Origin of the sequence: Sphingomonas sp. PP-CE-3G-477 (assembly GCF_003050745.1) — a bacterium.
In the GTDB taxonomy this organism is placed as follows: Bacteria; Pseudomonadota; Alphaproteobacteria; order Sphingomonadales; family Sphingomonadaceae; genus Sphingomonas.
The window spans coordinates 351,637-377,912 of sequence record NZ_QAOF01000004.1; the positions used below are offsets into that span (position 1 = coordinate 351,637).

General features: G+C 65.0%; 26 protein-coding genes and 1 tRNA gene. 19 read left to right on the top strand and 8 right to left on the bottom strand.

The window, feature by feature from the left end:
• Positions 1 to 34 precede the first annotated feature (34 nt).
• The 4 genes from C8J45_RS11050 to hspQ all read right to left on the bottom strand — a co-directional run bounded on the left by C8J45_RS11050 (position 35) and on the right by hspQ (position 2,056).
• Complete coding sequence (locus C8J45_RS11050) at positions 35 to 580, bottom strand: GNAT family N-acetyltransferase (protein WP_258191409.1); 546 nt, start codon at positions 578 to 580, stop codon at positions 35 to 37.
• A 175-nt stretch (positions 581 to 755) separates the two neighbouring features.
• Positions 756 to 1,046 carry a 50S ribosomal protein L27 gene (gene rpmA, locus C8J45_RS11055; protein WP_056055842.1) on the bottom strand — a complete coding sequence of 97 codons (291 nt, stop codon included), beginning with the start codon at positions 1,044 to 1,046 and terminating at the stop codon, positions 756 to 758.
• 13 nt (positions 1,047 to 1,059) lie between these two features.
• On the bottom strand, positions 1,060 to 1,407 hold the full coding sequence (gene rplU, locus C8J45_RS11060; RefSeq protein ID WP_107963253.1) for a 50S ribosomal protein L21: 348 nt from the start codon (positions 1,405 to 1,407) through the stop codon (positions 1,060 to 1,062).
• A gap of 253 nt (positions 1,408 to 1,660) precedes the next feature.
• Complete coding sequence (hspQ, locus tag C8J45_RS11065; RefSeq protein WP_107963254.1) at positions 1,661 to 2,056, bottom strand: heat shock protein HspQ; 396 nt, start codon at positions 2,054 to 2,056, stop codon at positions 1,661 to 1,663.
• Between the two features lie 156 nt (positions 2,057 to 2,212).
• On the opposite strand from hspQ, the gene C8J45_RS11070 reads away from it, so the two are divergent.
• The 6 genes from C8J45_RS11070 (at position 2,213) to C8J45_RS11095 (ending at position 6,796) form a co-directional block, all read left to right on the top strand.
• A tRNA-Ser gene (locus C8J45_RS11070) sits at positions 2,213 to 2,302 on the top strand.
• Between the two features lie 282 nt (positions 2,303 to 2,584).
• Positions 2,585 to 3,193, top strand: coding sequence for a hypothetical protein (locus tag C8J45_RS11075; RefSeq protein WP_181321192.1), 609 nt, complete (start codon positions 2,585 to 2,587; stop codon positions 3,191 to 3,193).
• A gap of 577 nt (positions 3,194 to 3,770) precedes the next feature.
• Positions 3,771 to 5,021, top strand: a complete 1,251-nt coding sequence (locus C8J45_RS11080) for a lipoprotein-releasing ABC transporter permease subunit (protein ID WP_107963255.1) — start codon at positions 3,771 to 3,773, stop codon at positions 5,019 to 5,021.
• Entirely contained in the window at positions 5,014 to 5,727 is a 714-nt protein-coding gene (locus tag C8J45_RS11085; RefSeq protein WP_107963256.1) for an ABC transporter ATP-binding protein, read from the top strand. Before C8J45_RS11080 ends, C8J45_RS11085 begins: the two co-directional genes overlap by 8 nt.
• Complete coding sequence (locus tag C8J45_RS11090; protein WP_107963257.1) at positions 5,724 to 6,320, top strand: GNAT family N-acetyltransferase; 597 nt, start codon at positions 5,724 to 5,726, stop codon at positions 6,318 to 6,320. Before C8J45_RS11085 ends, C8J45_RS11090 begins: the two co-directional genes overlap by 4 nt.
• Complete coding sequence (locus C8J45_RS11095) at positions 6,317 to 6,796, top strand: glutathione peroxidase (protein ID WP_107963258.1); 480 nt, start codon at positions 6,317 to 6,319, stop codon at positions 6,794 to 6,796. The genes C8J45_RS11090 and C8J45_RS11095 overlap by 4 nt, the downstream gene beginning before the upstream one ends.
• Positions 6,797 to 7,024: 228 nt before the next feature.
• Here C8J45_RS11095 and C8J45_RS11100 read toward each other — a convergent pair whose 3' ends face one another.
• Positions 7,025 to 7,612, bottom strand: a complete 588-nt coding sequence (locus C8J45_RS11100; protein WP_107963259.1) for an HdeD family acid-resistance protein — start codon at positions 7,610 to 7,612, stop codon at positions 7,025 to 7,027.
• 105 nt (positions 7,613 to 7,717) lie between these two features.
• Here C8J45_RS11100 and dnaE point away from each other — a divergent pair, with 105 nt between their 5' ends.
• The 6 genes from dnaE (at position 7,718) to rutA (ending at position 16,151) form a co-directional block, all read left to right on the top strand.
• Entirely contained in the window at positions 7,718 to 11,218 is a 3,501-nt protein-coding gene (dnaE, locus tag C8J45_RS11105; protein ID WP_107963260.1) for a DNA polymerase III subunit alpha, read from the top strand.
• An 18-nt stretch (positions 11,219 to 11,236) separates the two neighbouring features.
• Complete coding sequence (locus C8J45_RS11110) at positions 11,237 to 12,829, top strand: long-chain fatty acid--CoA ligase (RefSeq protein WP_107963261.1); 1,593 nt, start codon at positions 11,237 to 11,239, stop codon at positions 12,827 to 12,829.
• 226 nt (positions 12,830 to 13,055) lie between these two features.
• On the top strand, positions 13,056 to 13,784 hold the full coding sequence (rutB, locus tag C8J45_RS11115; protein ID WP_107963262.1) for a pyrimidine utilization protein B: 729 nt from the start codon (positions 13,056 to 13,058) through the stop codon (positions 13,782 to 13,784).
• Positions 13,785 to 13,896: 112 nt separating this feature from the next.
• The gene (gene rutC / locus C8J45_RS11120; protein WP_107963263.1) at positions 13,897 to 14,280 is read left to right on the top strand and encodes a pyrimidine utilization protein C; all 384 of its coding nucleotides are present in this window, start codon (positions 13,897 to 13,899) and stop codon (positions 14,278 to 14,280) included.
• Positions 14,280 to 15,068: a pyrimidine utilization protein D gene (gene rutD / locus C8J45_RS11125; RefSeq protein ID WP_107963264.1), complete on the top strand. Its 789-nt coding sequence runs from the start codon at positions 14,280 to 14,282 to the stop codon at positions 15,066 to 15,068. The genes rutC and rutD overlap by 1 nt, the downstream gene beginning before the upstream one ends.
• Before the next feature lie 9 nt (positions 15,069 to 15,077).
• Positions 15,078 to 16,151, top strand: a complete 1,074-nt coding sequence (gene rutA, locus C8J45_RS11130; RefSeq protein WP_107963265.1) for a pyrimidine utilization protein A — start codon at positions 15,078 to 15,080, stop codon at positions 16,149 to 16,151.
• Between the two features lie 384 nt (positions 16,152 to 16,535).
• On the opposite strand, the gene C8J45_RS11135 is transcribed toward rutA, so the two are convergent.
• Both C8J45_RS11135 and C8J45_RS11140 read right to left on the bottom strand, forming a co-directional pair.
• On the bottom strand, positions 16,536 to 18,314 hold the full coding sequence (locus C8J45_RS11135) for a cation:proton antiporter (RefSeq protein ID WP_056055938.1): 1,779 nt from the start codon (positions 18,312 to 18,314) through the stop codon (positions 16,536 to 16,538).
• Positions 18,315 to 18,475: 161 nt separating this feature from the next.
• Positions 18,476 to 19,696 (bottom strand): NADP-dependent isocitrate dehydrogenase, encoded by a 1,221-nt coding sequence (locus tag C8J45_RS11140; RefSeq protein ID WP_056055940.1) that lies wholly within the window; start codon positions 19,694 to 19,696, stop codon positions 18,476 to 18,478.
• A 143-nt stretch (positions 19,697 to 19,839) separates the two neighbouring features.
• On the opposite strand from C8J45_RS11140, the gene C8J45_RS11145 reads away from it, so the two are divergent.
• A complete protein-coding gene (locus C8J45_RS11145) occupies positions 19,840 to 20,568 on the top strand; it encodes a phosphatidylserine decarboxylase (protein WP_060527374.1) in 729 nt (242 codons plus the stop codon).
• Positions 20,568 to 21,413 carry a phosphatidylcholine/phosphatidylserine synthase gene (locus C8J45_RS11150; protein WP_107963266.1) on the top strand — a complete coding sequence of 282 codons (846 nt, stop codon included), beginning with the start codon at positions 20,568 to 20,570 and terminating at the stop codon, positions 21,411 to 21,413. The genes C8J45_RS11145 and C8J45_RS11150 overlap by 1 nt, the downstream gene beginning before the upstream one ends.
• Here the strand turns inward: C8J45_RS11150 and C8J45_RS11155 are convergent.
• Positions 21,352 to 21,585: a hypothetical protein gene (locus tag C8J45_RS11155; RefSeq protein ID WP_056489532.1), complete on the bottom strand. Its 234-nt coding sequence runs from the start codon at positions 21,583 to 21,585 to the stop codon at positions 21,352 to 21,354. The two genes, C8J45_RS11150 and C8J45_RS11155, sit on opposite strands and share 62 nt — an antisense overlap.
• 325 nt (positions 21,586 to 21,910) lie before the next feature.
• On the opposite strand from C8J45_RS11155, the gene rpsB reads away from it, so the two are divergent.
• The 5 genes from rpsB to C8J45_RS11180 all read left to right on the top strand — a co-directional run bounded on the left by rpsB (position 21,911) and on the right by C8J45_RS11180 (position 26,246).
• Positions 21,911 to 22,765 (top strand): 30S ribosomal protein S2, encoded by an 855-nt coding sequence (rpsB, locus tag C8J45_RS11160; protein ID WP_107963267.1) that lies wholly within the window; start codon positions 21,911 to 21,913, stop codon positions 22,763 to 22,765.
• Between the two features lie 89 nt (positions 22,766 to 22,854).
• Complete coding sequence (gene tsf / locus C8J45_RS11165; protein ID WP_056055945.1) at positions 22,855 to 23,787, top strand: translation elongation factor Ts; 933 nt, start codon at positions 22,855 to 22,857, stop codon at positions 23,785 to 23,787.
• A 410-nt stretch (positions 23,788 to 24,197) separates the two neighbouring features.
• Positions 24,198 to 24,926, top strand: a complete 729-nt coding sequence (gene pyrH, locus C8J45_RS11170) for a UMP kinase (RefSeq protein WP_056066004.1) — start codon at positions 24,198 to 24,200, stop codon at positions 24,924 to 24,926.
• Between the two features lies 1 nt (position 24,927).
• Entirely contained in the window at positions 24,928 to 25,485 is a 558-nt protein-coding gene (gene frr / locus C8J45_RS11175; protein WP_056055952.1) for a ribosome recycling factor, read from the top strand.
• Positions 25,486 to 25,526: 41 nt separating this feature from the next.
• The gene (locus tag C8J45_RS11180; RefSeq protein WP_258191410.1) at positions 25,527 to 26,246 is read left to right on the top strand and encodes an isoprenyl transferase; all 720 of its coding nucleotides are present in this window, start codon (positions 25,527 to 25,529) and stop codon (positions 26,244 to 26,246) included.
• Positions 26,247 to 26,276 lie beyond the last annotated feature (30 nt).

Consider the following 26,276-nt stretch of genomic DNA (forward strand, 5'->3'; position numbering starts at 1 on the left):
GTAATGTGCGATTGTGCGGCGACGGTGCTGCGAATCACGCCGCCAAAGGCATCGGCGAACATCGATCGTCATCCAGATCCAGCTCGAACATCACTGCAGGCGCCTCGCCACCCCGCCCCCGCGACGTCCGCGGCTCGACCCGCCCCGTAGGCCGAAACCCGAGCTTCGCCAGCACGCGCCCCGACGCCGGGTTGTCCACGAAATGAAAAGCATCCAGCCGGTGCAGGCCCAGCGCATGCCGCGCCATCGCAACCACGGCTTCACCAGCCTCGGTAGCATACCCGCGCCCCCAGGCATCTGGCGTCAGCCAATAGCCGAGTTCATGGCCCGATTCGGCAACCTGAAGCCCGATCCCACCGACGAGTCGCGGCGCACCGGTTTCCATGGTCTCGATTAGGAATCGCGGCTCGTGCGGCCCACGCGGCTCCGAGAGAAACGCCTCGGCATCGCCCAGCGCATACGGCCAGGGCGCACGCGCCAGCTTGGCGACCACCGACTCGTGGCAGATCGCGTGCGTCAGTGCAGGCGCATCTTCCGGCCAACCCGGCCGCAATGTCAGTCTCTTGGTGCGCGCGAACACGGCTCTCTCCTTCACGCATCGCGCCCGACGAATACCATGTCCGGATGACACGGCAGCGACAGGCGAGGGGGGAGGGAGCAATAAAAAAGGGAGCCGGGGTGACCCGTCTCCCTTGTTCAGGTTCGCTTTCGCGACCCGGGTCACCCTGGTGGGCAACCCGGATGGTTACCCGATGTTATTCGGCTGCTGCTGCCATGTCGGCAGTATCGTTCGCTGCCAGCTCGACCGAGCAGAACTTGCGACCAAGTTTGCCCTGGCTGAACACGACGCGGCCATCGACCAGCGCGAACAGCGTATGGTCGGTACCAATGCCGACGTTCGTGCCCGGATAGAACTTCGTCCCGCGCTGACGCACGAGGATGTTGCCGGCGACGCACGCCTGGCCACCGAACTTCTTGACGCCGAGGCGACGACCGGCCGAATCGCGACCGTTGCGCGAAGAGCCGCCTGCTTTCTTATGTGCCATCTGAAGCTACTCCTTATGCCTGAGCGGCCGGGGCGGTGTCGCCCTCGTTGCTCTTTGCAGTCTGGCCGCCGACCGACACGATCTTCAGGATCGTATGCTGCTGGCGATGGCCGTTCTTACGACGATAGTTATGACGACGACGCTTCTTGAAGACGATGACCTTGTCCGCCTTCGCCTGCGCGATGATCTCTGCAGCGACGACGAAGCCCTCGACGGACCGCAGCTCGGAGCCTTCGCCCGCCAGCAGAACGTCACCCAGCGTCACCGACGCACCTGCATCGCCCTCGATCTTCTCGATGACGATCTTATCTCCGGCGGCGACGCGATACTGCTTGCCGCCCGTGCGCACGACTGCGAACATGGCCCTTGTCACTTTCCAAATACGTGTACCCCACGAACGCAGGGTCCGCCGGGAGAAGCCGGGCAGCTAAGCGAGGGGGGGAGAGTTGTCAACCGCGAAGGGGCGGAAAGGGGTGGTTTAGGTAGGGCGATCACCACCACTCCGTCACCCCGGACTTATTTCGAGGTCCACCGCGCAGCGAATCAACCGCCGATGATCAAGCGGAGCAGTGATGCCCGAACAAGTCCGGCATGACGAAGATTCGATTCGCTCTTTAGTGCCGATGAACCTGTCGCAGCGCGTACCGCCCATCCGCATAGTCGCTGAACAACCCGTCGATCGCCGGATGGTCGACCGGCTCGTCGCTATCGTCGGGCACCAGGTTCTGCTGGCTGACATAGGCGACGTAGCTCGACTCCATGTTCTCCGCGAGCAGGTGGTAGAACGGCTGGTCCTTGCGCGGACGAATGTCCTCCGGGATTGCCGCATACCATTCGTCGCTGTTCGCAAACACGGGGTCGACGTCGAAGATCACCCCGCGAAAGTCGAACAGCCGGTGCCGCACGACGTCGCCGATCGAGAAATTCGCATGCGAGATCGGCGGTGCGATCACCTCGGCCGGAATAAGCGGGCCGGTGATGTCGTGAGCGATACTGTCGTGTCGGGGCATATCCGCCAATTTAGGGTCTGTTTTGCGCTGCACAAGGAAAACGCGTCGAGCGGTGCCCGGAGCGCTCAAAACCCTCTTGCATCGCTGCGGTCACTTCATTAGAGGCCGCGCTTCGACCGATCGGAGGCGCTGTTCGCAGAGCTTCGGATGACCTGCGGAGAGGTGGCAGAGTGGTCGAACGTACCGCACTCGAAATGCGGCGTACCCGCGAGGGTACCGTGGGTTCGAATCCCACCCTCTCCGCCATTACTTTCTGATATCGCTGAATAGACACCCCCTCGGGGTCGTGCGCCTGACCGACTGCGACGTCTTGCGCGCGAGGCTGGTGGTTAACGGTAGTTCCCCTCGATTAGCGCTTTGGAAACCGTTAATTTTCGGCGGATCGATACGAATCCGCGGCTAGGCCCGGTCCCGACATTTCGGGGGACGATCGTGAAAACACCAAGACTGACGGCGCCAAGACCAACAGGGCCGAGGCTGCCGGGATCTATGCTTGCGGGCGCCGTATCCGCTGCCACGGCATTGGGTATGCTCGCGACACCCGCCGCCGCGCAGAACTTCGTCTATTGGCCTGCGCCGGCTGCGGTCACCGGAACGCCTGTTCCGATGTCGTACTTCCCGATGGGAACGCCGCTGACGCTGCGATCACGCACTCAGGTCTCGACGAAGGTGAACAAGCCAGGCGATCGCCTCTATCTCGACGTTGCGGAAAGTCTCTCGTACCGCGGCCAAGTCGTCGTCCCTGCTGGATCGGTGGCGGTGGCCGAAGTCGCCGCGGTGCAGCGCAACGGGCATTTCGGCAAGAAGGGCAAGCTAGAGATCCGACTGCTCTATATCGACACGCCGAGCGGCCCGGTCCGGCTGAGCGGACAGGCAAACGACGAAGGGACCAGCGGCACGATCACGTCGGTCGCGACGATATTGTTTGCCTCGCCGCTCGGTTTTCTCGTTCACGGTACCAGCGCGCAACTTCCGCCAGGCACTCTGGTGCGCGCCTATCTCGCCGACGACATGCAGTTCGCGGTCCAGCCGCAGTCCCAGGTTACGGCGATGCAGGCCTATCCCGACAGGACGCTGCCGGTGAGTTTCGAGGCGGCGAAGGGCCAGCGACAGGAAATGCCCTCGGTTTCGCGATAAAGGGCGGGCTGTCGGCGGACCGCTGCGGTCCGCCGGTAGCGCGGACGGTAGGTGGTGGGTGTGATCTTGCGCTCGCCTTGGCCAGCATAGTGAAGCACTGACGGGGCCTAATTCTACGCTCGATCGAACAGTGGCGACACATCATCGCTCCGTTTCAATGGTGTCGAAGTATAGCTTTTCAGGAAAACTGCGCCGGACAAGCAAACGCCCGGACCGTTGCCGATCCGGGCGCCTGCGTGACGATCGCTCGTCAGCCCCCATTTTTTTGCTCTCGCATCTCGTCTTGCGACGGAGCGGAAAAGCAGTCCCCGAACCACGGCCGTTGCCTGTGTCTCAGCGAGTTTGTTGCTAGTTACGTCGGTGCATTTTGTCACGGTCTTTGCGTGGGGCGGTTCACGATTGAACTGCGCCTGTGGCGATTACGCAACAGACCAATCTAGACACTTCCGGATCGGGACTAGTCCGGTTCGATCCGGGGAGGCCGTTGCACCTCCCCCACAGGCCCGACAGTTGCCTCGCAACGGGCCGCGTCCTAGAGCCGCTGCACTGTATCCCTAACGATCGAACCTGGCCGCCCATGATCCTGTCCCGCTACGAACGGATGATAGCCCGCCGCTATCTGCTGCCGGGCAAGGGCGAGGCATTCATCTTCCTCGTCGCCTCGATCAGCCTGGTCGCGGTCATGCTCGGCGTCGCCGCGCTGGTGATCGTGATGAGTGTGATGAACGGCTTCCGCGCCGAGCTGTTCGACAAGATCGTCGGACTCAACGGCCATGCGGTGGTGCAGGGCGTCGGCAACCGGCTTCCCGACTGGCGCGAGATCGTTGCGCAGGCGCAGAAGACGCCGGGCGTCACCAGCGCGCTGCCGCTGATCGAACAACCGCTCGCCGCCACCTACAACGGCCGTGCCGAGGCGGTGCTGGTGCGCGGGATGCGGGTCGACGACATCCGCCGCAATTCGACGATCAGCAACAAGGTCGTGATGGGCTCGCTCCAGTCGATCACGCAAGGATCCGGCCGCATCGCGATCGGCTCGCGGCTCGCCGAATCGCTCGGCGCGCAGGTCGGCTCGGAGATTTCGCTGTTCAGCCCGCAAGGCCAGACCACGCCGTTCGGCACCGTCCCGCGGATCGTCAGCTATACGGTCGGCGCGATCTTCGAGATCGGCGTCTATGACTACGACAAGGCGTACATCATCATGCCGATCGAGGATGCGCAGACGCTCCTCCTGATGGGCGACGCCGCCGGCATGGTCGAGCTGAAGACGGTCGATGCGGATCGCGTCGGCGAGATCCTCAAGCCGCTCGCGGACAAGATCGGCGGCAACGCGGTGATCGCCGATTGGCGGACGATGAATGCCCAGCTGTTTGAGGCACTCGCGGTCGAGCGCGTCGCGATGTTCACCGTGCTGTCGATCATCATCCTGGTCGCGGTGTTCAACATCCTCTCGTCGCTGATCATGCTGGTTCGCGCCAAGACCCGCGACATCGCGATCCTCCGCACGATGGGCGCGACGCGCGGCTCGATGATGCGGATCTTCATCGTCGTCGGCACCACCATCGGGGCGCTCGGCACGGTCGCGGGCCTCGTGCTCGGCTTCATCTTCCTGTTCTACCGACAGGGCGTGGTGAACTTCGTCCAGCTCGTCACCGGCCAGAACCTGTGGGATCCCTCGATCCGCTATCTGACCGAACTCCCGTCGAAGACCGACCCAGTCGAGATCGTCGTGATCGCGCTGATGGCGCTTATCTTCAGCTTCCTCGCGACGCTCTATCCGGCCTGGAAAGCGGCGAGTACCGACCCCGTGCAGGTGCTGCGTTATGAATGAAGGCCTTCGTATCGACCGCCAGATCGAGAAGTTCGACGATTACGTCCTCCAGACCAGCGGGCTGACCAAGAGCTTCACGCAGGGTGGCGCGACCATCGACGTGCTCCGCGGCGTCGACCTCGCGATCGCACCGGGCGAGATCGTCGCGCTGCTCGGGCCGTCGGGCTCGGGCAAGTCCACGCTGTTGCAAGCCGTAGGCCTGCTCGAGGGCGGCTTCCAGGGATCGATCAGGATTGCCGGCACCGAGGCGGCCAAGCTCAACGCGCATGAGCGGACCGTGGTGCGCCGCGACAGCCTCGGCTTCGTCTACCAGTTCCATCACCTCCTGCCGGACTTCAACGCGACCGAGAACGTCGTCCTCCCGCAGCTCGTCCACGGCGCGGCGCGCGCCGAGGCGGACGCGCGGGCGGCGGAATTGCTGACGCAGCTCGGTCTCGGCCACCGCCTGACGCACCGCCCCAGCCAGCTCTCCGGCGGCGAGCAGCAGCGCGTCGCAGTCGCCCGTGCGCTCGCCAACAAGCCCGCACTGGTGCTCGCGGACGAGCCGACCGGCAATCTCGATGAACACACCGCAGACATCGTCTTCGCCGAGTTCATCCGCCTGGTTCGCGAACAGGGCACGGCGGCGGTGGTCGCGACGCACAACGAACGGCTCGCGGCGCGCATGGACCGCGTGCTGCGGCTGCACGAGGGACGGCTGGCGTGACCTGGGGCGAGACGCCGACGCTCACCGGGCGTCACGTCACGCTCCGCCCCCTGGTCGCCGACGACATGGACGCGTTGGTCGCAGCGGCGTCGACGGACAATTTGTGGGACACGTTCTACGCCAACGTCGCGATGATGAAGGCGCCCGACCGCTGGCTCGCCGCGGCGTTGCGTGAGCAGGACTTCGGGCGGGCGCGACTGTTTGCGGTGGTGGCCGGCAGGACCGTCGTCGGCACCACGCGCTTCATGCGGATGAACGAGCCGAACAAGCGCCTTGAGATCGGCGGCACCTTTTACGCCAAGTCTGTCCAGCGCACCGGCGTCAACACCGAAGCCAAGCTGATGCTGCTGACCCACGCGTTCGACGCACTCGGTTGCGAATGCGTCCAGATCCGCACCGACTCGCTCAACAAGAACTCGCAGGCCGCGATCGAACGCCTCGGCGCCAAGCGCGACGGCGTGCTGCGTGGGCACCAGGTGATGGCCGACGGCCGCTTGCGCGACACGGTCGTCTACAGCATCCTCCGCCACGAATGGCCCGGCGTGCGTCAGAACCTGGCGTATCTGCTGGCCCGAAACGAGGACCGCCCATGACCGCGATCACCGACTTCACCGTGAAAACCGCCGACGGCAGCGCGGCTTCGCTCGAACCGTATCGCGGCAAGGTGCTGTTGATCGTGAACACCGCCTCGAAATGCGGCTTCACCCCGCAATATGACGGCCTCGAGGCGCTACACCGTGACTATGCGGAGCGCGGGTTCGAAGTGCTAGCGTTCCCGTGCAACCAGTTCGGTGGACAGGAGCCGGGGGATGCGGCGGAGATCGCCAATTTCTGCACGCTGACCTACGACGTGACGTTCCCGGTGTTCGCCAAGATCGACGTCAACGGGGCAGGGGCGGACCCGTTGTTCGAGCGGCTGAAGTCGGACGCGCCGGGCGTGCTGGGGTCGAAGGCGATCAAGTGGAACTTTACCAAGTTCCTTATTGGTCACGATGGGGCTGTGGTGGATCGTTATGCGCCGACGACCAAGCCCGAGGACATACGCAAGGATATCGAGAAGCTGCTGTAGCATCGCGTTCTACCACCCGCACTTTCACTACCACCCCGGCGAAGGCCGGGGCCCAATTGGGGGGCGGCAGTGAAGGCCGTTGCGCTCCGTTACTGCAACCTCTCCAATTGGGCCACGGCCTCCGCCGGGGCGGGGGTTGAGGAGATGCCGTAGCTCATCCCAACAGAAGCTTGTTTTCCCGCGAAGGCGGGGGCCCAGACTGGACTCCCGCCTTCGCGGGAGAACACCCTAGACCGAAAACGCCGGCGCCCCCTTCTTGTGTGCGAGCGCTGAAGCAACCGAAGTCACCCCTCCAAACAGGAAGCTGATCCCCAGCACATACCCCGGCAGCGTCAACGCTGACCAAGGCAGCGTCGCCAGCACGATCACCGCCAACACGATGTTCACCACCCCCAGCGCGATCATCAGCCCCTTGCCACGCCGAAACCGCGCCCCAAGCCCGATCTCCAACGTGCCCCGCACACCAAGCCAAACCGCAATCAGCAACGTTAGCGAGATCGCCCCCGTCGCCGGCTCGAACGCCATGATCAGCCCAATCACCAGCGACACCAGTCCGAACCCGATCGCATAGCCGCGCCCCTCATGCCCCGTGCCGGCAAACCCCGACACGATCGACACGATCCCCGCCGCAATGAAGAACGCCCCAATCACCAGAGTCGCGGCATAGGTCGCGGAAAACGGCGACGCGAACGCCATGATCCCGAGCACCACCGACAACACGCCATACGCCAGGATCCACCCCCAGCCGGCGCCCGCACGCGGCGTTCCTGCAACCGTGGTTTCGGTATCGGCAAAGTGCCCGCGTGGATCGGTCATAAAGATGCTCCCAGAAGTCCCCGCCGCAACGGCTCGTCGTGTCCGCGGTTCCGATCGGACTCATCCCGGCTGGTCGAATCACGTCGCAGCGCCTACCTCCGGTCGATGCATTCCGGTTACGTCCCCCTCCGCGTTTTCTCCTGCTACACCATGCTCGACGGCGCCATCGATCCGAAAGCGATCGCCAAGCAGGCACGCGCGCTGGGCTTCCCCGCCGCCGCACTGACCGATCGCAACGGGCTCTACGCCGCGATGGCCTATTCGGACGCCGCCAAGAAGGACGGCGTCCAGCCGATCATCGGCGTCATGCTCGGCGTCGGGCGCCCCGACATGCCCGACGGCGTCGCGACGCAGTTCGACTGGCTCGCGCTCTACGCGCAGAACATGACCGGCTACGACAATCTCTGCGCACTCGTCTCGATGGCGCATCTCGACCGCCCGATCGAGATGCCCGCGCACGTCGATTTCGCCGCGCTCGAACGTCACACCGACGGCTTGATCGCGCTGACCGCAGGCGGCGAGGGCGGTCTCGCCCGGCTGTTCGCGGAAGGCCAGCCCGATCGCGCCCGCGCCTATCTCGACCGCCTGCAAGGCCTGTTCGGCGACCGCCTCTACATCGAGCTCTCGCGCCGCAACGACGCGATCGAAACAGCCGCCGAAGCCGACCTCATCGACATCGCCTACGAGCGCAATTTGCCGCTGGTCGCGACCAACCCGTGCTGCTTCACCGAGAGCGCGTTCGGCGACGCGCACGACGCCATGCTCTGCATCGCGCATTCGACCTATGTCGAGACCGAGGACCGCATCCGCAGCTGCCCCGAAGCCTGGATGAAGCCCGCGCCGGTGATGCACGAGATGTTCGCCGACTTGCCCGAGGCGATCGCCAACACGCTCGTCGTCGCGCAGCGCTGCGCGGTGATGGCACCGTATCGGAAGCCGATCCTCCCCAGCCTCGCCGGCGATATCGAGGGCGAGGCGAAGCTCCTCCGCGACGACGCCGAAGCCGGTCTCGAAGCACGCCTCGCCCGCATCACCGAACTCCACGGCGAGGGCGAAGATGGCTGGCGCGACGTGTACCGCAAGCGGCTCGCGTTCGAGGTCGACGTGATCGTCCAGATGGGCTTCCCCGGCTATTTCCTGATCGTCGCCGACTTCATCAAATGGGCGAAGGACCACGACATCCCGGTCGGCCCGGGCCGCGGCTCGGGCGCAGGCTCGGTCGTCGCCTGGTCGCTGACGATCACGGACTTGGATCCGATCAAGCTCGGCCTGCTGTTCGAGCGGTTCTTGAATCCAGAACGCGTGTCGATGCCCGATTTCGACATCGATTTCTGCGAAACCCGCCGCGTGGAGGTGATCCGCTACGTCCAGGAGAAATACGGCCGCGATCAGGTTGCGCAGATCATCACCTTCGGAAAACTGAAGGCACGCGCGGTGCTCAAGGACACAGGCCGTGTGCTGCAGATGAGCTACGGCCAGATCGATCGTCTCGCGAAACTGGTCCCGAACCACCCGACCGACCCCTGGACGCTGGAACGCGCGCTGAACGGCGTCGGCGAACTCGCGAAGGAATACGCCAACGACAACGGCGTGCGAAAGTTGCTCGATCTGGCGATGAAGCTGGAGGGCCTGCCGCGCCACTCGTCGACGCACGCCGCCGGCGTGGTGATCGGCGACCGGCCCTTGGCGCAGCTCGTCCCGCTCTACCGCGATCCGCGCTCCGACATGCCCGTCACGCAGTTCGACATGAAATATGTCGAGGGCGCAGGCCTCGTGAAGTTCGATTTTCTCGGGCTGAAGACGCTGTCGGTGCTCCAGAAGGCGGTGCAACTGCTCGCCAAGCGCGGTGTGACGGTCGATCTCGAGGCGCTCGAATGGGACGATGCGGGCGTCTACGCGCTCCTGCAAAAGGGTGACACGGTCGGCGTGTTCCAGCTCGAGTCGGAGGGCATGCGCCGCACGCTGTCCGCGGTGCGCCCGTCCAATTTCGGCGACATCATCGCGCTCGTGTCGCTCTACCGACCGGGCCCGATGGACAACATCCCGTCGTTCGGCCGCCGCAAGAACGGCACCGAGGCGATCGACTACCCCCACCCGCTGCTCGAACCGATCCTGTCGGAGACCTACGGGATCTTCGTCTACCAGGAACAGGTCATGCAGGCCGCGCAGGTCTTGGCCGGCTTCTCGCTCGGTGGCGCCGATCTGCTGCGCCGCGCGATGGGCAAGAAGGTCAAGGCCGAGATGGACGCGCAGCGCGCGGGGTTCGTCGAGGGTTGCCTGAGCGTCAACGGCATCAAGAAGGCCGAGGCGAACGCGCTGTTCGACTTGATCGACAAGTTCGCGGGCTATGGTTTCAACAAGAGCCACGCCGCCGCCTATGCGCTGCTCGCGTACCAGACCGCGTGGCTGAAGGCGCACCACCCGCACGAATTCTTCGCCGCCTCGATGTGCTACGACCTCCACCAGACCGACAAGCTCGCGATCTTTACGGATGACATGCGCCGCTTGGGGATCACGGCACTGCCGCCCTGCATCAACGCAAGCCAGGCCGAGTTCGACGTCGAGGTTCTGCCCGACGTCGAGGAGAACAATCTCGCCGTCCGCTACGCCCTCGGCGCCCTGAAAAGCGTAGGCGAAGGCGCGATGGAGAAGCTCATCGTCGAGCGCGTCCAGAACGGCCCGTTCGCCGGCCTCGACGATCTCGCCAAGCGCGTCGACCCGCGCCTCCTCAACAAGCGCCAGCTCGAGACGCTCGCCGCCGCGGGCGCGTTCGACGGCCTCGACCAGAACCGCGCCGGCATCCACGCCACCGCCGAAACCATCCTCGCGATCGCCGCGCGCACGCACGAGCAGAAGACCAGCGGGCAGGGCGGCCTGTTCGGTGACGCCGAACCCGCGGGCGACGCGATCAAGCTCCCCCCCGCGGTCCGCTGGACGCTCAGCCAGCGCATGGATCAGGAAAAGGAGGCGTTCGGCTTCTATTTCTCCGCGCACCCGGTCGATCGGCATCGCCACATCGCGGTCAGCCACGGCGCCCGCGCCTACACCGCGCTGTCCGAGCTCAACATCCCCGACGACGGCAGCCGCGCCGGTGCGACGATGGCGGTGCTGGTCGAGGACGCGCGCTACCGCACGTCCGCCCGCGGCAAGCGTTTCATGATGGCGCAATGCTCCGACGCCAGCGGCCAGTTCATGGCGACCTGCTTCGACGATCAGGTCTCGAAGGATCTGGAGGAAGCAGCAAAGGCCGGCGGCTGCGGGCTCATCACCGTCGAACTTGACCGCAAGCCAGGCGAGGACACGCCGCGCGTCAGCATCAAGCGCATCCAGCCATTCGAAGGCCTCGCCAACCTCGCGCGCTTCCAGGTGGTCGTGACGATCTCCGACATGACCGCGTTTGCCGGCCTAGCCTCGCTGCTTGCCGAACATCGCGGCGCGCGAGGCGAGGTGCGAGTCCGTGCGCAACTGCCCGACGGCGAGGTCTGCATCCTGCTGGGTCGCGACTTCCTGCTCGACGGAGAGCTTGTCGAGCACATCGAGTCGTTGCACGGTGTCGCCAAGGTGGAGATGAAGACCTCGGAAACGAGGCTCGCTCTGGTCGGTTAACAGCTTGGGAGAGCATGAATGCTGGGTGGAATGCAGGATTTCGAGCTTCGTGTTCCCCGCCTGATAGACCACGCGGCGAGAGAGCATGGCGCGAGGGAACTCGTCAGCTACTGGGCCGACGGTCGCGAGACGCGCACGAATTGGGCCGGTATCGCGCGCGACGCCCGCAAATTGGCCCAAGCGCTCGAAAAGCTCGGCGTAGCCCCCGGCGACCGCGTCGCGACTCTGGCGATGAACCACGCGCACCACCTCGTCGCCTGGTACGGCACGATCGGCATGGGCGGCGTGATCCACACGATCAATCCGCGCCTGTTCGACGAGCAGCTCGTCTACATCGCCAACCACGCCGAAGACCGCGTGATGCTCTACGACAAGGCGTTCCAGCCGCTCGTCGATCGCCTGCGGAGTCAGTGGGGCAGTATCCGCCACTTCATCTGCTTCGATGACCTGGGACCTGACGGCTTCCAGGCGCTGCTCGACGCCGAAGACGGCGACTATGACTGGGTCGAGGGCCCCGAGCGCGAGCCATGCATGCTCTGCTACACCAGTGGCACCACCGGCAATCCGAAGGGCGTGCTCTATACGCATCGCTCGACGCTGATCCACGCGATGGCCGAGGTCGCGCCGTGGGTGTTCGATCTCTCCCCCAACGCGGTCGTGCTTCCGGTCGTGCCGATGTTCCACGCCGCCGCCTGGGGGCTGCCGTTCGCCTGTGCGCTCTCGGGGGCGAAAGTCGTCTATTCAGCGGTCAACGATCCGGCCGTGCTGTGCCGACTGATGAACGACGAGAAGGTCACGCATTCCGCCGGCGTGCCGACCGTCTGGCTGGCGATGTTCGGTCACATGGACGCGACCGGTGACGCGCCCGCGCATTTGCGGCTGGTCACGATCGGCGGCTCGGCCGCGCCGCGCGCGATGATCGAGCGGATCATGGGCATGGGCGCCACGGTAAAGCACCTCTGGGGCATGACCGAGACCTCCCCGATCGGCACCGCAGGCTTCAACCCGCCGCACTGGGACGACATGACGCACGAGGAAAAGCTCGATCTCGTCGGCAAGCAGGGCAGCGTCCCCTTCGGCATAGAACTCCGCATCATCGACGACGAAGGCACGGTGCTAGCCCGCGACGGCAAGGTTGCCGGCCGCTTGCAGGTCCGCGGCCCCTGGGTGGTCCAGCGCTATTTCGGCGCTGACGAGGATGCGGTCGACGCGGATGGCTGGTTCGATACCGGCGACGTCGCGATGCTGCATTCGGATGGCACGATGCAGATCACCGATCGCTCGAAGGACGTCATCAAGTCCGGCGGCGAATGGATCAGCTCGGTCGATCTCGAGAACGCGGCGGTCGGCTGTCCGGGCGTGGCGGAGGCGGCGGCGATCGGCGTCCACCACCCCAAGTGGGACGAGCGCCCGCTGTTGCTGGTAGTCCGCAAACCCGGGAGCGAGGTCGGAGAAGCCGAGATCCGCGAACACCTGGCCAAGCACGTTGCCAAATGGTGGCTCCCGGACGCGATCGTGTTCGTCGATGACCTGCCCCACACCGCAACGGGCAAGCTGCTGAAGACCGCCCTACGCGAACGCTTCAGGGACTTCGTGTTGGCGACGGCTTAGCCTGCCTCGTCATGCCGGATTCGTTCCGGCATCCACGGGCTACGAACTTGCGAACATAGGAGACGCTGCGCGGTCAGTTAGCCGTTCCTTGTTCTCCCGCGAAGGCGGGAGCCCAGTCTGGGTCCCCGCCTTCGCGGGGAAACAAGTTTTCTGCCCCCCGACGCTTCCCAACCGCCCAATTCATTTCGCACTTGCACAATTCCCGTGATCCAGCGAGCTTGTCACAATGACCGAGGCCACCCCGATCATCCGTACCGGCGCGAACGAGGCGAACGCCGTCACGTTGCCCGCACGGCCGGAAGCGCTCCGCCTCGACCCCGCCGAAACCGCCGTGGTCGTCATCGACATGCAGAACGCCTACGCCTCCCCCGGCGGCTACGTCGACACGGCCGGCTTCGACATTGCAGGCTCAGCCGGCACCATCGCCCAGATCGCCAAGGTCCTGGACACCGCCCGCGCGGCGAAAATGCCCGTCGTGTTTCTCCAGAACGGCTGGGACCCCGACTATGTCGAGGCCGGCGGCCCCGGCTCGCCCAACTGGCACAAGTCCAACGCGCTCAAGACCATGCGCGCCCGCCCCGAACTCCAAGGCCAGTTCCTCGCGCGCGGGGGCTGGGACTACGAGATCGTCGATGCGCTCGCTCCCCAACCCGGCGACATCCGCGTCCATAAAACCCGCTACAGCGCGTTCTTCAATTCGCAGCTCGACAGCATCCTGCGCAGTCGCGGCATCCGCAACATCGTCTTCGTCGGCATCGCCACCAACGTCTGCGTCGAAAGTACGCTGCGCGACGGCTTCCACCTCGAATATTTCGGCGTGATGCTGGAGGACGCGACGCACCATCTCGGCCCGCCCGAGATGCAGCCCGCGACCGTTTATAACGTCGAGAAGTTCTTCGGCTGGGTCAGCACGGTCGGCGATTTCTGCGGTTCGTTCGGGCAGTTGCCGAAGTGACCCTTCCTTGTTCCCTCGCGAACGCGGGGGTCCAGGAATCACGAACGCTACCGCCCGTAACCCTGGCCCCCCGCCTCCGCGGGGGAACGGCGATGACTTGAAAGGAAAGCAGATGCCGTTCGAAGCCATCAACCCGCCCCAGTTCCCGACCCCCATCGCCCCCTATTCGGCCGCCGCGAAGGCCGGCAACACGGTCTACGTCTCGGGCGTGCTGGCACTGGGCGAGGGCGGCACCGTCCTCCACGTCGGCGACGCCGCAGCCCAGACCCGCGCCGTCCTCGACACCATCAAGACCACGCTCGAAGCCGCCGGCGCGACGCTGGCCGACGTCGCGTTCAACCACATCTTCCTGAAGGACCTTGCCGACTACGCCGCCTTCAACACGGTCTACGCCGAGTATTTCCCCGGCCCCAAGCCCGCGCGCTACTGCATCAAGACCGACCTCGTGAAGCCGGACTGCCTCGTCGAGATCGCCAGCATCGCCCACCTCGCCTGATGGGGATCGCAGGCGGCATCCATTGGGAGGAACACGGCCACCCCGACGGCCCCGCGATCCTCTTGTCGAGCGGCCTCGGCGGTTCGGGCAGCTACTGGCAGCCGAACCTCGCGGCGCTCGGCGCCGGTCACCGCGTTATCACCTACGACCACCGCGGCACCGGCCGCTCCGACGCCCACGTTCCCGGCGACCTGACCGTCGACGCAATGGCCGCCGACGTCGTCGCGCTCATGGACGCGATCGGGCTCGAGAACTGCACCTTCATCGGCCACGCGCTCGGCGGCCATATCGGCCTCGCGCTCGCCCTGTCCGCACCCGAACGGCTCGAACGCCTCGTTGTCATCAACGGCTGGGCCAAGCTCGACCCGCACACCGCGCGCTGCTTCGATACCCGGCTCGCGCTGCTGAAAGACAGCGGCCCGCGCGCGTATCTCCACGCGCAACCGCTGTTCCTCTACCCGCCGCAATGGATTTCCGACCACCACGACCGGCTCCAGGACGAGGAGGAGGACATGCTCGCGCATTTCCCCGGCGCGGAAATGATCCAGCGGCGCGTCGCGGCGGTCCGCAGGTTCAACATCGCCGGCCGGCTCGACGAGATCCACGTGCCGACGTTGCTGGTCGCCTCCGACGACGACATGCTCGTCCCGCCGTCCGCCTCCGAGAAGCTTGCCGCGCGCATACCCGGCGCACAGCTTGCGCGGATGGCGGCGGGCGCGCACGCCTGCAACGTGACGCGCGCGGAGCATTTCAACATGTGGCTGCTCGACTGGCTCGACGGCGAATAGGAGCGGCATATGCAGGTCGGCGTCTTCGTGCCCATCAACAACAATGGCTGGCTGATCAGCGAGAACGCGCCGCAGTACAAACCAAGCTTCGACCTCAACAAGGCGATCGCGCAGGCCGCCGAGAAGCACGGGCTCGATTTCCTGCTGTCGATGATCAAGCTGCGCGGGTTCGGTGGCAAGACCGAGTTCTGGGACTACGGGCTGGAGAGCTTCACGCTGATGGCGGGCCTCGCCGCCGTCACTGAGAAGATCAAGATCTACGCGACCTGTGCCACGCTGCTGGTGCCGCCCGCCTACGCCGCACGGATGTGCAACACGATCGATTCGATCAGCCATGGGCGGTTCGGCCTCAACCTCATCACCGGCTGGCAGCCGCCCGAATACACGCAGATGGGAATGTGGCCCGGCGACGAGCATTTCCGCAATCGCTACAAGATGCTCGACGAATACGCCCACATCCTCCGCGAACTGTGGGGGGAGGGGACGTCCGACTTCAAGGGCGACTATTACCAGATGACCGACTGCCGCGTCTGGCCAAAGCCGACCGGCGACATGAAGATCATCTGCGCCGGATCGTCCGACGACGGCTTGGCGTTCTCGGCGAAATGGGCCGACTACGCGTTCTGCCTGGGGAAGGGCGTCAACACCCCGACCGCTTTTGCGTTCAACAACGAGCGGCTGGCCGTAGCGACCGCGAAAACCGGCCGCGACGTTCAGATCTTCGTCCTGATCATGATCATCGCCGCCGAAACCGACGACGAGGCGATGGCGAAGTGGAAACACTATAACGCTGGCGTGGACGTCGACGCGATCGCCTGGCTGATCGATCAGGGCGCCAAGGACACGCACAACACGGACACCAACGTCCGCCAGCTCGCCGCCCCCGAAGGTGCGGTCAACATCAACATGGGCACGCTGGTCGGATCGTACGAAAGCGTCGCGCGGATGCTCGACGAGATGGCTGCCGTCCCCAACACCGGCGGGGTCCTGCTGACGTTCGATGATTTCCTGGAGGGGGTGGAAGCATTTGGAACGCGTATCCAGCCGCTGATGAAGAGTCGCAAAGGCGTCGTCCCAAGCTGAAGTGGCCGCTTCGTGGCCTAACCCGCCCCGACCGTCTTTTGTCTCGCCCTTTCCCATCGGGAGAGGGAAGGTCCCCGCGGCGTCTTCGCCGTGGGAAGGGTGAGGGCAAGAGGATAGCGCCTGACGAAGCGATCACCGCGCAACCACCACCCCGGCGAAGGCCGGGGCCCAATTGGGGAACGAAGATAATGGAGGGCAGCGCTCCGTTACGACCACCTTTCCACTTGGACCCCGGCCTCCGCCGGGGAGGTTACGAAGCCCTGCCTCCATCTGAGGATGCCACCTCTCAAGGAACCTACCAAAGCTTGTTCCCCCGCGAAGGCGGGGGCCCAGACTGGACTCCCGCCTTCGCGGGAGAACAGCCTGTTTACGAACCGGTAAGCGTCAAACCGCTCGAGGCGTCCGCTTCGCCTTACGGATCCGAGGCTCGGCAATCATGTCCGCCGCCTTCTTGATCTCCTGCCGCAATTCATCCCGCTTCTCATGGATCGAAGCAATCACCGGCCCCATCGCCACGCCGAGATCGACCAGCACCGCCTCCGCCAGCTGCAACGAACTCTCCAGCGTCTCCGGCACCGCATCCGTAACACCAGCCCGGTACAACTCCGCCGCATGCGCCGTATCCCGTGCGCGCGCCACGATCGGCAAGTCCGGCGCCAAAGCCCGAACCCGCCGCGCCAGCCGCACCGTCAATACCGGGTCGTCCATCGTCAGGATCAACGCCTTGGCGGTATGCAGCTTCAGCCGATCCACCAACTCCGGGCGCGCCACATCCCCGAACAATACCGGGTGTCCTTGCGCCCGCGCGGCCTCGACGGAATCGATATCCGCCTCCACGGCAACGTACTTCTGTCCGTGGACCGCCAGCATGTCCGCCACCATCCGGCCCACGCGACCAAAGCCGATCACGACGGTTCCCGGTCCATCGTCGTCGATCTCGATATCCCCCGCATCGGCACCCGACCGGCTTTCGAGTTGACGCGAAACGGTGCGGCCGAGCTTTGCCAGCAACGGCGTAATCGTCAGCCCGATCGCAGTGACGGTCTGCCAGAAAGCGGCGGTCGACGGCATGATCAACTGCGCCTGCGCGGCCGTCGCAAGCACGATCAGCGTCGTCTCGGAGGGGCTGCCCATCAGCAAGCCCGTCTCCGCCGCAACCCCACGCCGCGAATTGGCGACGCGCAGGAACAGGAACGTCACGATCGCCTTGGTCGCGACCACGCCCGTCACCGCCAGCAGCAACGACGGCCAGTTCTGCGCGATCAGCCGTAGGTCGAGACTCATGCCGACGGTGATCAGGAACACGCCGAGCGCGAGGCCCTTGAACGGCGCGGTGATGACCTCGACCTCGCTGTGATATTCGGTCTCGGCGATCAGCAACCCCGCCAGCAGCGCGCCGACGATCGGCGACAGCCCGGCGGCCGTTGTCGCGACGCTCGCGACGATCACCACCAGCAGCGACGCGGCAAGGAAGAGTTCGGGGCTCTTGGTCCGTGCAGCCTGCCCGAACAGCCGGGGCAAGACGACCCGCCCGCCGATATACATCGCGACGACGGTCAGCCCGCCGCGGAGCGCGACACCGGCGATGTTCGACCAGCCGTCCGCACTCGCTGTCGGCGCCAGCGCACCGAGCACGAAGATGATCGGGACGAGCGCCAGATCCTCGAACAACAGCATCGCGAACGCACCACGCCCGACCGCGCCGGTGGTGCCGACGAGCGGCAGGACCAAAGCGGTGGACGACAACGCGAGCGCAAACCCCAGCCCGATCGCGCCCGCCCATTCCTGGCCGATGAAGTGAAGCGCCACGCCGATGATGAGCGCCGAGCCAATCAGTTCGGCGGCGCCGGTGCCGAACACGAGCTGCTTCATCGACCATAGTCGCTTGAACGAGAGCTCGAGGCCGATCGAGAACAGCAGCAGGATGATCCCGAACTCGGCGAACGGCTCGATCGATTCCGGGTTCGATATCGTCAGGTAATAGAGCCACGGCGCGGAGCCGGTGAGCGAGCCTAGCCCGGCGGGGCCGACCAGCAGGCCGACCAGGATAAAACCGATAACCGGGCTGACCCGGAACCGCGCGAACGCGGGGATGACGAGCCCGGCCGCGCCAAGAATGACGAGCGCGTCGCTGAAACCTTGATTGTCGAGCCGTAATGCCATGCGTGCGACCTTAGGGGACGCATGACGGAATTGTCACCCGTGGTGACGTACTGCGGCGATCGGCAGTGGAAAGAGGTGTATTATCCTCCGGCATCCTGACTTTCGCCAGAACGACGGGAAAGACAAAGCCCCGCTCTCTTTATGGGAGCGGGGCCATCAGTTCAGGCCCAGTTGGCCATTTCGGTCTCGAGGTTCGAGCGCACCTGCTCGAAGAACTGCTCGGTGGTCATCCAGGGCTGGTCGGGGCCGATCAGGATCGCGAGATCCTTGGTCATGTGGCCGTTCTCCACCGTCTGGACGCAGACGCGCTCGAGCGTCTCGGCGAACTTCGTGACGTCGGGCGTATCGTCGAACTTGCCGCGATACTTCAGGCCGCCGGTCCATGCGAAGATCGACGCGATCGGGTTGGTCGAGGTCGCCTTGCCCTGCTCGTGCATGCGGAAGTGGCGCGTGACGGTGCCATGCGCGGCTTCGGCCTCGACGGTCTTGCCATCCGGGGTCAGCAGGATCGAGGTCATCAGGCCGAGCGACCCGAAGCCCTGTGCGACCTGGTCCGACTGGACGTCGCCGTCATAGTTCTTGCAGGCCCAGACGAACTCGCCGTTCCACTTCAGCGCCGATGCGACCATGTCGTCGATCAGGCGATGCTCGTAGACGATGCCCGCTTCCTTGAACTTGTCCTTGAACTCGGCCTCGAACACCTCGGCGAACAGGTCCTTGAAGCGGCCGTCATAGGCCTTGAGGATCGTGTTCTTGGTCGACAGGTACACCGGCCACTTCAGGTTGAGGCCGTAGTGCATTGATGCGCGCGCGAAATCGCGGATCGAATCGTCGAGATTGTACATCGCCATCGCGACGCCGGCCGACGGGAACTGGAATACCTCGCGGTCGATGACCGTGCCGTCGTCGCCTTCGAACACGAGGCGCAGCTTGCCGGGGCCGGGGACCAGATAGTCGGTCGCGCGGTACTGATCGCCGAATGCGTGACGGCCGACGACGATCGGGTGCGTCCAGCCCGGGATCAGGCGGGGAACGTTCTTAATCACGATCGGCTCGCGGAAGATGGTGCCGCCGAGGATGTTGCGGATCGTGCCGTTCGGCGACTTCCACATCTTCTTCAGGCCGAACTCGGTGACACGCTGCTCGTCGGGCGTGATCGTCGCGCACTTTACCGCGACGCCGTGCTTCTGCGTGGCGAGGGCGCTGTCGATCGTGACCTGATCGTCGGTCGCGTCGCGATGCTCGACGCCGAGATCGTAATAATCGAGCTGGATGTCGAGATACGGCTTAATCAGGCGCTCGCGGATCCATTCCCAGATGATCCGCGTCATCTCGTCGCCGTCGATCTCCACGATCGGATTCTTTACCTTGATCTTCGCCATGTGCGCGTCCTTCGGGGGGAGGGGTTTGAGGAGCGTCTAGGGGAGCGCGCCGCAGCGATCAACCGTTCGCCAAGCGTTGGTGCTGTAAGGAAAACCCGGTTCATCGTTGTATCGCGCGTCGTGCACGGATAGACCCGTAGGTTATGGCATCGCTCGACAAGCCGCCCGTCACGACCTCCACGGTCAAATGGCGATTTCCCGCAGTCCATCCGGAGGGCCACAAATACGTCGCGATCGCGACCGGCATCACGCTGCTGCTGACGATTCTCAGCCACGTGCTGTTCTGGCCGATGGTCGGCGTCGTGATCTGGGTCGCGACGTTCTTCCGCGATCCGATCCGCACCACCCCACAAGGCGAAGGCTTGATCGTCGCGCCTGCGGACGGGCTGATCACGATGATCCAGCGCGTGCCGATCCCGCGCGAACTCGCCGGCGAGAACGGCCTTGGCGATGCACCGCTGGTGCGCGTGTCGATCTTCATGTCGGTGTTCGACGTGCACATCAATCGTACGCCGATCGCGGGCACGATCCGCCAGGTCGTCTACATTTCGGGCAAGTTTCTCAACGCCGACCTCGACAAGGCGAGCGATGAGAACGAGCGCCAGCATTTCGTGGTCGAGGACCGCAACGGCATGCGGATCGGCTTCACGCAGATCGCCGGCTTGGTCGCGCGCCGCATCCTTGGCTTCGTGAAGGCCGGCGACATGGTCGCGGTCGGTCAGCGCATCGGCCTCATCCGGTTCGGCAGCCGAGTCGACGTGTACCTGCCCGATCACGTCGTGCCGCAGGTCTGCCTCGGCCAGCGCAGCATCGCGGGCGAGACCGTGCTGGGTCGCGTCGGTGGCGTTCCGGTCGGTGGTATCGCCCAGTGATGGACCGCGACGGTTCGACCGATCCGATCGAGGAGCGGGGCCGGGGGCGGTTCGGTCGCACACGTCGGGCGCCGCGCGGACTTCCCCTGCGCGCCGTCGCTCCAAACGCCGTTACCGCGCTAGCCCTGTGTTCGGGCCTGAGTGGCGTGCGGTTCGCGATCGGTGGACAATGGGAAAGCGCCGTCGCGATGATCATGGTCGCGGGCGTGCTCGACGGCCTCGATGGTCGGATCGCCCGAATGCTGCACGGAGAAAGCCGGTTCGGTGCCGAGCTCGATTCGCTGTCCGACGCGATCTCGTTCGGCGTTGCGCCTGCGCTGATCGTCTATCTCTGGTCGCTCACGGCTTTGCCGCGTGTCGGCTGGATCTGCTCGCTGATCCTCGCCGTGTTCTGCGCGCTGCGTCTCGCACGCTTCAACGCCAAGATCGACGAGAGCCACCAGCCGCACAAGTCGGCCGGTTTCCTAACCGGCGTTCCGGCTCCGGCCGGCGCGGGACTCGCCTTGATGCCGATGTTCTTCTGGTTCTGGACCGACGAACCCCGGTTCGCGTCGCCGTATTTTGTGGCACCCTGGGTTGCGTTCGTCGCGCTGCTGATGGTGTCGAGTATCGCGACCTACTCGTGGAGTTCGGTCAAACTCCGCAGCAACATCCGGTTCGAAGCCATTGCGCTCGTCGTGCTGCTCGGCGCCGCCATCGTGAGCGCGCCGTGGCATACGCTCAGTATCATCTGCGTGCTGTACCTGCTCTCGATGCCGTTCAGCATCGCGAGCTACGCAAAGATCAGGCGGCAGCGTTCCAGCGGCGGGCGGGTACCGGAGCCGATGTCGAAGCCCAGCGCCTGACCGCAATCCGGCGCTCCGCAACGGCCAGCGTGCGGAGCGGCTGGAACGCGGGTTCGACGTTGCCCATCGCGAGACGGACGATGCGGTCCCACTGCGGCGCGATCGACGAGACGATCATCATGCCCGCGACCGCGAATGCACCAGCAAAAACCATGAAGCTCAGAACCAACATCACGTCCGCCTTCCTATGAGTTGCGAACAAATTCCTAATATCCGCAAACACTTGGTCAGAAACATCGTTCCACTCGTCGCATTTCGAATCCCGTCATGCCGGGGTGATTCCGCGCCAAGTCGAACATCTGTTCCCCTCTGAGCCCTTTATGTTCTTATTGCGTTCCATTAGTCAAGCGGGCCTTGTGCGATTGCTTTTCGAATAGAGCCACGCTAAGGGCCGCGCCTCTAACCCCGCATGGGAGGCATCATAGCCCGGTGCGTCACGGTCATTCGGCCACGACGTCATCCGCTTCCCAGAGGCACAACCGGAAGGATATATCCCTATGGCGGCTCCAGTCGTCTCCATGCAGCAGCTCATCGAAACGGGCGCGCATTTCGGCCACCAGACTCATCGGTGGAACCCCAAGATGAAGCCTTACATCTTCGGTGATCGTAACGGCGTCCACATCCTCGACCTTTCGCAGACCGTGCCGCTGTTAGCGCGCGCGCTAGAATTCGTCTCGTCGGCTGTTGCCGGTGGTGGCAAGGTCCTGTTCGTCGGCACCAAGCGCCAGGCACAGGATCCCGTTGCGGACGCAGCGCGTCGTTCGGGCCAGCACTTCGTCAACCATCGCTGGTTGGGCGGCATGCTCACCAACTGGAAGACCATCTCGGGTTCGATCAAGCGTCTCAAGACGCTCGAGGAAATGCTGTCGGGCGACACCGTCGGCCTGACCAAGAAGGAAGTCCTTCAGCTCACCCGCGAGAAGGACAAGCTCGAGCTTTCGCTCGGCGGCATCCGCGACATGGGCGGCATTCCCGACGTGATGTTCGTGATCGACGCGAACAAGGAAGAGCTGGCGATCAAGGAAGCCAACACGCTGGGTATTCCCGTCGTCGCGATCCTCGATTCGAACGTGTCGCCGGACGGCATCGCCTTCCCGGTTCCCGCGAACGACGACGCAGCCCGCGCCATCCGCCTGTACTGCGAGGCGATCGCGATCGCAGCGACGCGCGGCGGCCAGGAGCAGCAGCGCCGCACCGGTGCCGACATCGGCGCGATGATCGAGCCGCCGAAGGAAGAGGCGCTGAGCGCAGACCCCGTCGTCGAGGCTTCTGCCGACACGACCGAGACTGCGGCGAACGCCGATATCGCTGCCGAGCTGGCAGCCGAGGGTGAGCGCCAGATCGACGCATAAGCGTCGTCGCCGAACCGTCATGCGGGCGGGGTAGGGCGAAAGCTCTGCCTCGCCCGCAACCATATTCAGACCTAAAAAGGATTAGAGACATGGCCGATATCACGGCAGCGATGGTCAAGGATCTGCGCGAGAAGAGCGGCGCGGGCATGATGGATTGCAAGAAGGCGCTGAGCGAGAACGCCGGCGACATGGAGCAGGCAATGGACTGGCTGCGTACCAAGGGGCTCGCAGCCGCCGCCAAGAAGTCCAGCCGTACCGCGGCCGAGGGCCTGGTCGGCGTCGCCGTGTCGGGCACCAAGGGCGCAGCGGTCGAAGTGAACTCGGAGACCGATTTCGTCGCGAAGAACGACCAGTTTCAGTCGTTCGTCCGTGACGTCACGCAGATCGCGCTTGCAACGGGTGGCGACATCGAGGCGCTGAAGTCGCAGGCGATGCCATCGGGCAAGACCGTCGAGGAAGTCCTGACGAACAACGTCGCGACGATCGGCGAGAACCAGTCGCTGCGCCGCTCGCGCACGCTGGAAGTCAGCAAGGGTGCGGTCGTTCCGTACATCCACAATGCAGCAGCCCCCGGCCTCGGCAAGATCGGCGTGCTCGTCGCGCTTGAGTCGGAGGCTTCGGACGAGGTTCTCCAGGCACTCGGCAAGCAGCTCGCGATGCACATCGCAGCCGCGTTCCCCAAGGCGCTCAACGAAGCCGACCTCGACGAGTCCGAGATCGAGCGCGAGCGCGCGATCGCGACCGAGAAGGCTGCCGAGTCGGGCAAGCCTGCCGACATCATCGCCAAGATGGTCGAGGGCGGCATCGCCAAGTACCGCAAGGAGCACGCCCTGGTCAGCCAGCTGTTCGTGATGGACGGCAAGACCAAGATCTCCGACGTCGTCGCCAAAGCCGGCAAGGATGCCGGCGCCGAGATCAAGCTGGTGGACTATGTCCGCTTCCAGCTCGGCGAGGGCATCGAGAAGGAGCAGTCCGACTTCGCAGCCGAGGTTGCTGCTGCATCAGGCGTGCCCCAGGCATAAGCCGACTTCCTCCCTCGCCCCTCCGGGGAGAGGGAAGGGGCCCGCCGCGCTTGCGGTGGGAAGGGTGAGGGGAGTGGTGAGGTCTCGAACCTCACGCTCCCTCATCCGGCCCTGCCGGGCCACCTTCTCCCCGAGGGGAGAAGGATAGCGGGGCAGCCTTGGTGCTGCTCCGTAATCCCCGCAAAGGCGGGGATCCATACATTCCGGACCTGGTGATCTACCGAGACGCCAGCCCATATGGGTTCCCGCCTCCGCGGGAATGACGGTAATCTCCGATACGCGCTCTTCCGCAAACGAGAATTTTCCGTCTCATCTCCATCCAGTTTCAATGCACGCGCCGCACAGCGCTTCACATCCCGGGCCTCGCCGCCTAAGGTCCGCGCCGCCCCGCCAATCACAATTCGAGATTTATGACGCCTCCGCGCTACAACCGTATCCTGCTGAAACTGTCGGGCGAAGTCCTGATGGGGCCATCGGGTCTTTCGATCGATCCGACCGTCACCGCGCGCGTCGCGCAGGAGATCGCGGACATCAAGGCGAAGGGCTACGAGATCTGCATCGTCGTCGGTGGTGGCAACATCTTCCGCGGCATGGCGGGCGCGGCACGCGGGATGGACCGCGCGACCGGCGATTACATGGGCATGCTCGCGACCGTGATGAATGCGCTGGCCGTGCAGAACGCGCTCGAGCAGATCGGCGTCGACACGCGCGTCCAGTCGGCGATCCCGATGGCGTCGGTGTGCGAGCCGTTCATCCGCCGTCGCGCCGAGCGTCACCTGGAGAAGGGCCGCGTCGTGATCTTCGCGGCGGGCGTCGGCAGCCCCTATTTCACCACCGATTCGGGCGCCGCGCTGCGTGCTGCCGAGATGAAGTGCGATGCGCTGTTCAAGGGCACTTCGGTCGACGGCGTCTATAACGCCGACCCGAAGACGCACCCGGACGCGGTGCGCTACGAAACGGTCACGTACAGCCGCGTGCTGTCCGACGACCTCAAGGTCATGGACGCGAGCGCGATCGCGCTGTGCCGCGACAACAACATCCCGATCGTTGTCTTCAACATCCGCGAACCCGGCAATCTCGCCGCGGTGCTGGCGGGTGATGGCGTGTCGACGATCGTCCAGAACGAGCAGGAGCTTTAAGATGGCCGCATACGACAAGACCGACCTCGAACGCCGCATGGCGGGTGCCGTCGAAGCGCTGAAGAGCGATCTCGCAGGCCTGCGTACCGGTCGCGCGTCGACCGCGCTGCTCGATCCGGTGATGGTGACGGTGTACGGGTCGTCGATGCCGCTGAACCAGGTCGCGACCGTGTCGGCGCCAGAGCCGCGGATGCTGTCGGTGCAGGTCTGGGACAAGTCGAACGTCGGCCCGACCGACAAGGCGATCCGCTCGGCGGGCCTCGGGCTCAACCCGATCGTCGACGGCCAGACGCTGCGCCTGCCGATTCCTGACCTGACCGAGGAGCGCCGCAAGGAACTCGCCAAGCTTGCCGGCCAGTATGCCGAGAAGGCCCGCATCGCGGTCCGCAACGTCCGCCGCGACGGCATGGATTCGCTCAAGGTCGACGAGAAGAAGGGCGTGTTCGGCGAGGACGAGCGCAAGCGTCACGAGACCGAAGTCCAGAAGCTGACCGACAGCATCATCGCCGAGCTCGATGCGACTGCGACCGCCAAGGAAAAGGAAATCCTGGGCAAGTGAGATTGCAGGCCTCCTCGGCCGCGCCGCTCGCTGCTGTTCCTGTGGGCGCCGTTCCTGCAGGCGGGGCGGTGCCGCGTCATGTCGCGATCATCATGGACGGCAATGGCCGCTGGGCGAAGAAGCGGTTCCTGCCGCGCTTCGCCGGGCACAAGGCTGGCGTCGAAGCCGTGCGCAAAGTGACGCGCGCCGCGCGGGCGATGGGGATCGAGGCGCTGACGCTGTACGCGTTTTCGTCCGAGAACTGGCGGCGTCCGGCCGAAGAGGTTAGCGACCTGATGGGGCTGCTGCGGCATTTCATCCGCAGCGACCTCGACGAACTCGCGCGCGAGAACGTCCGGCTGCGCGTGATCGGTGATTACCACAGCTTTTCGCCGGATCTGGTGGCGATGGTCGACGATGCGATCGCGCGGACCGCTGGGAATACCGGGCCGATTTTGGCGATCGCGCTGAATTACGGCGCGCATGCCGAGTTGGTGACGGCCGCGCGGCGTCTGGCGGAGCGGGCGCGCGACGGTGCGCTGGATCCGGCGAGCATCGACGAGGCGACGATCGAAGCCGAACTCGATACGCACGACCTCCCGCCGCTGGACCTGATGATCCGGACGTCGGGCGAGCAGCGTCTTTCGAACTTCCTGTTGTGGCAAGCGGCGTATGCGGAACTGCTGTTCGTCGACACGCTCTGGCCCGACTTTGATGCGGCCGCGCTCGCCGATGCTGTCGCGGCGTTTGGTCAGCGTCAGCGCCGCTACGGTGGTCTGTGAACCTCACCGACCCTGAAAAGGCGCCCGATC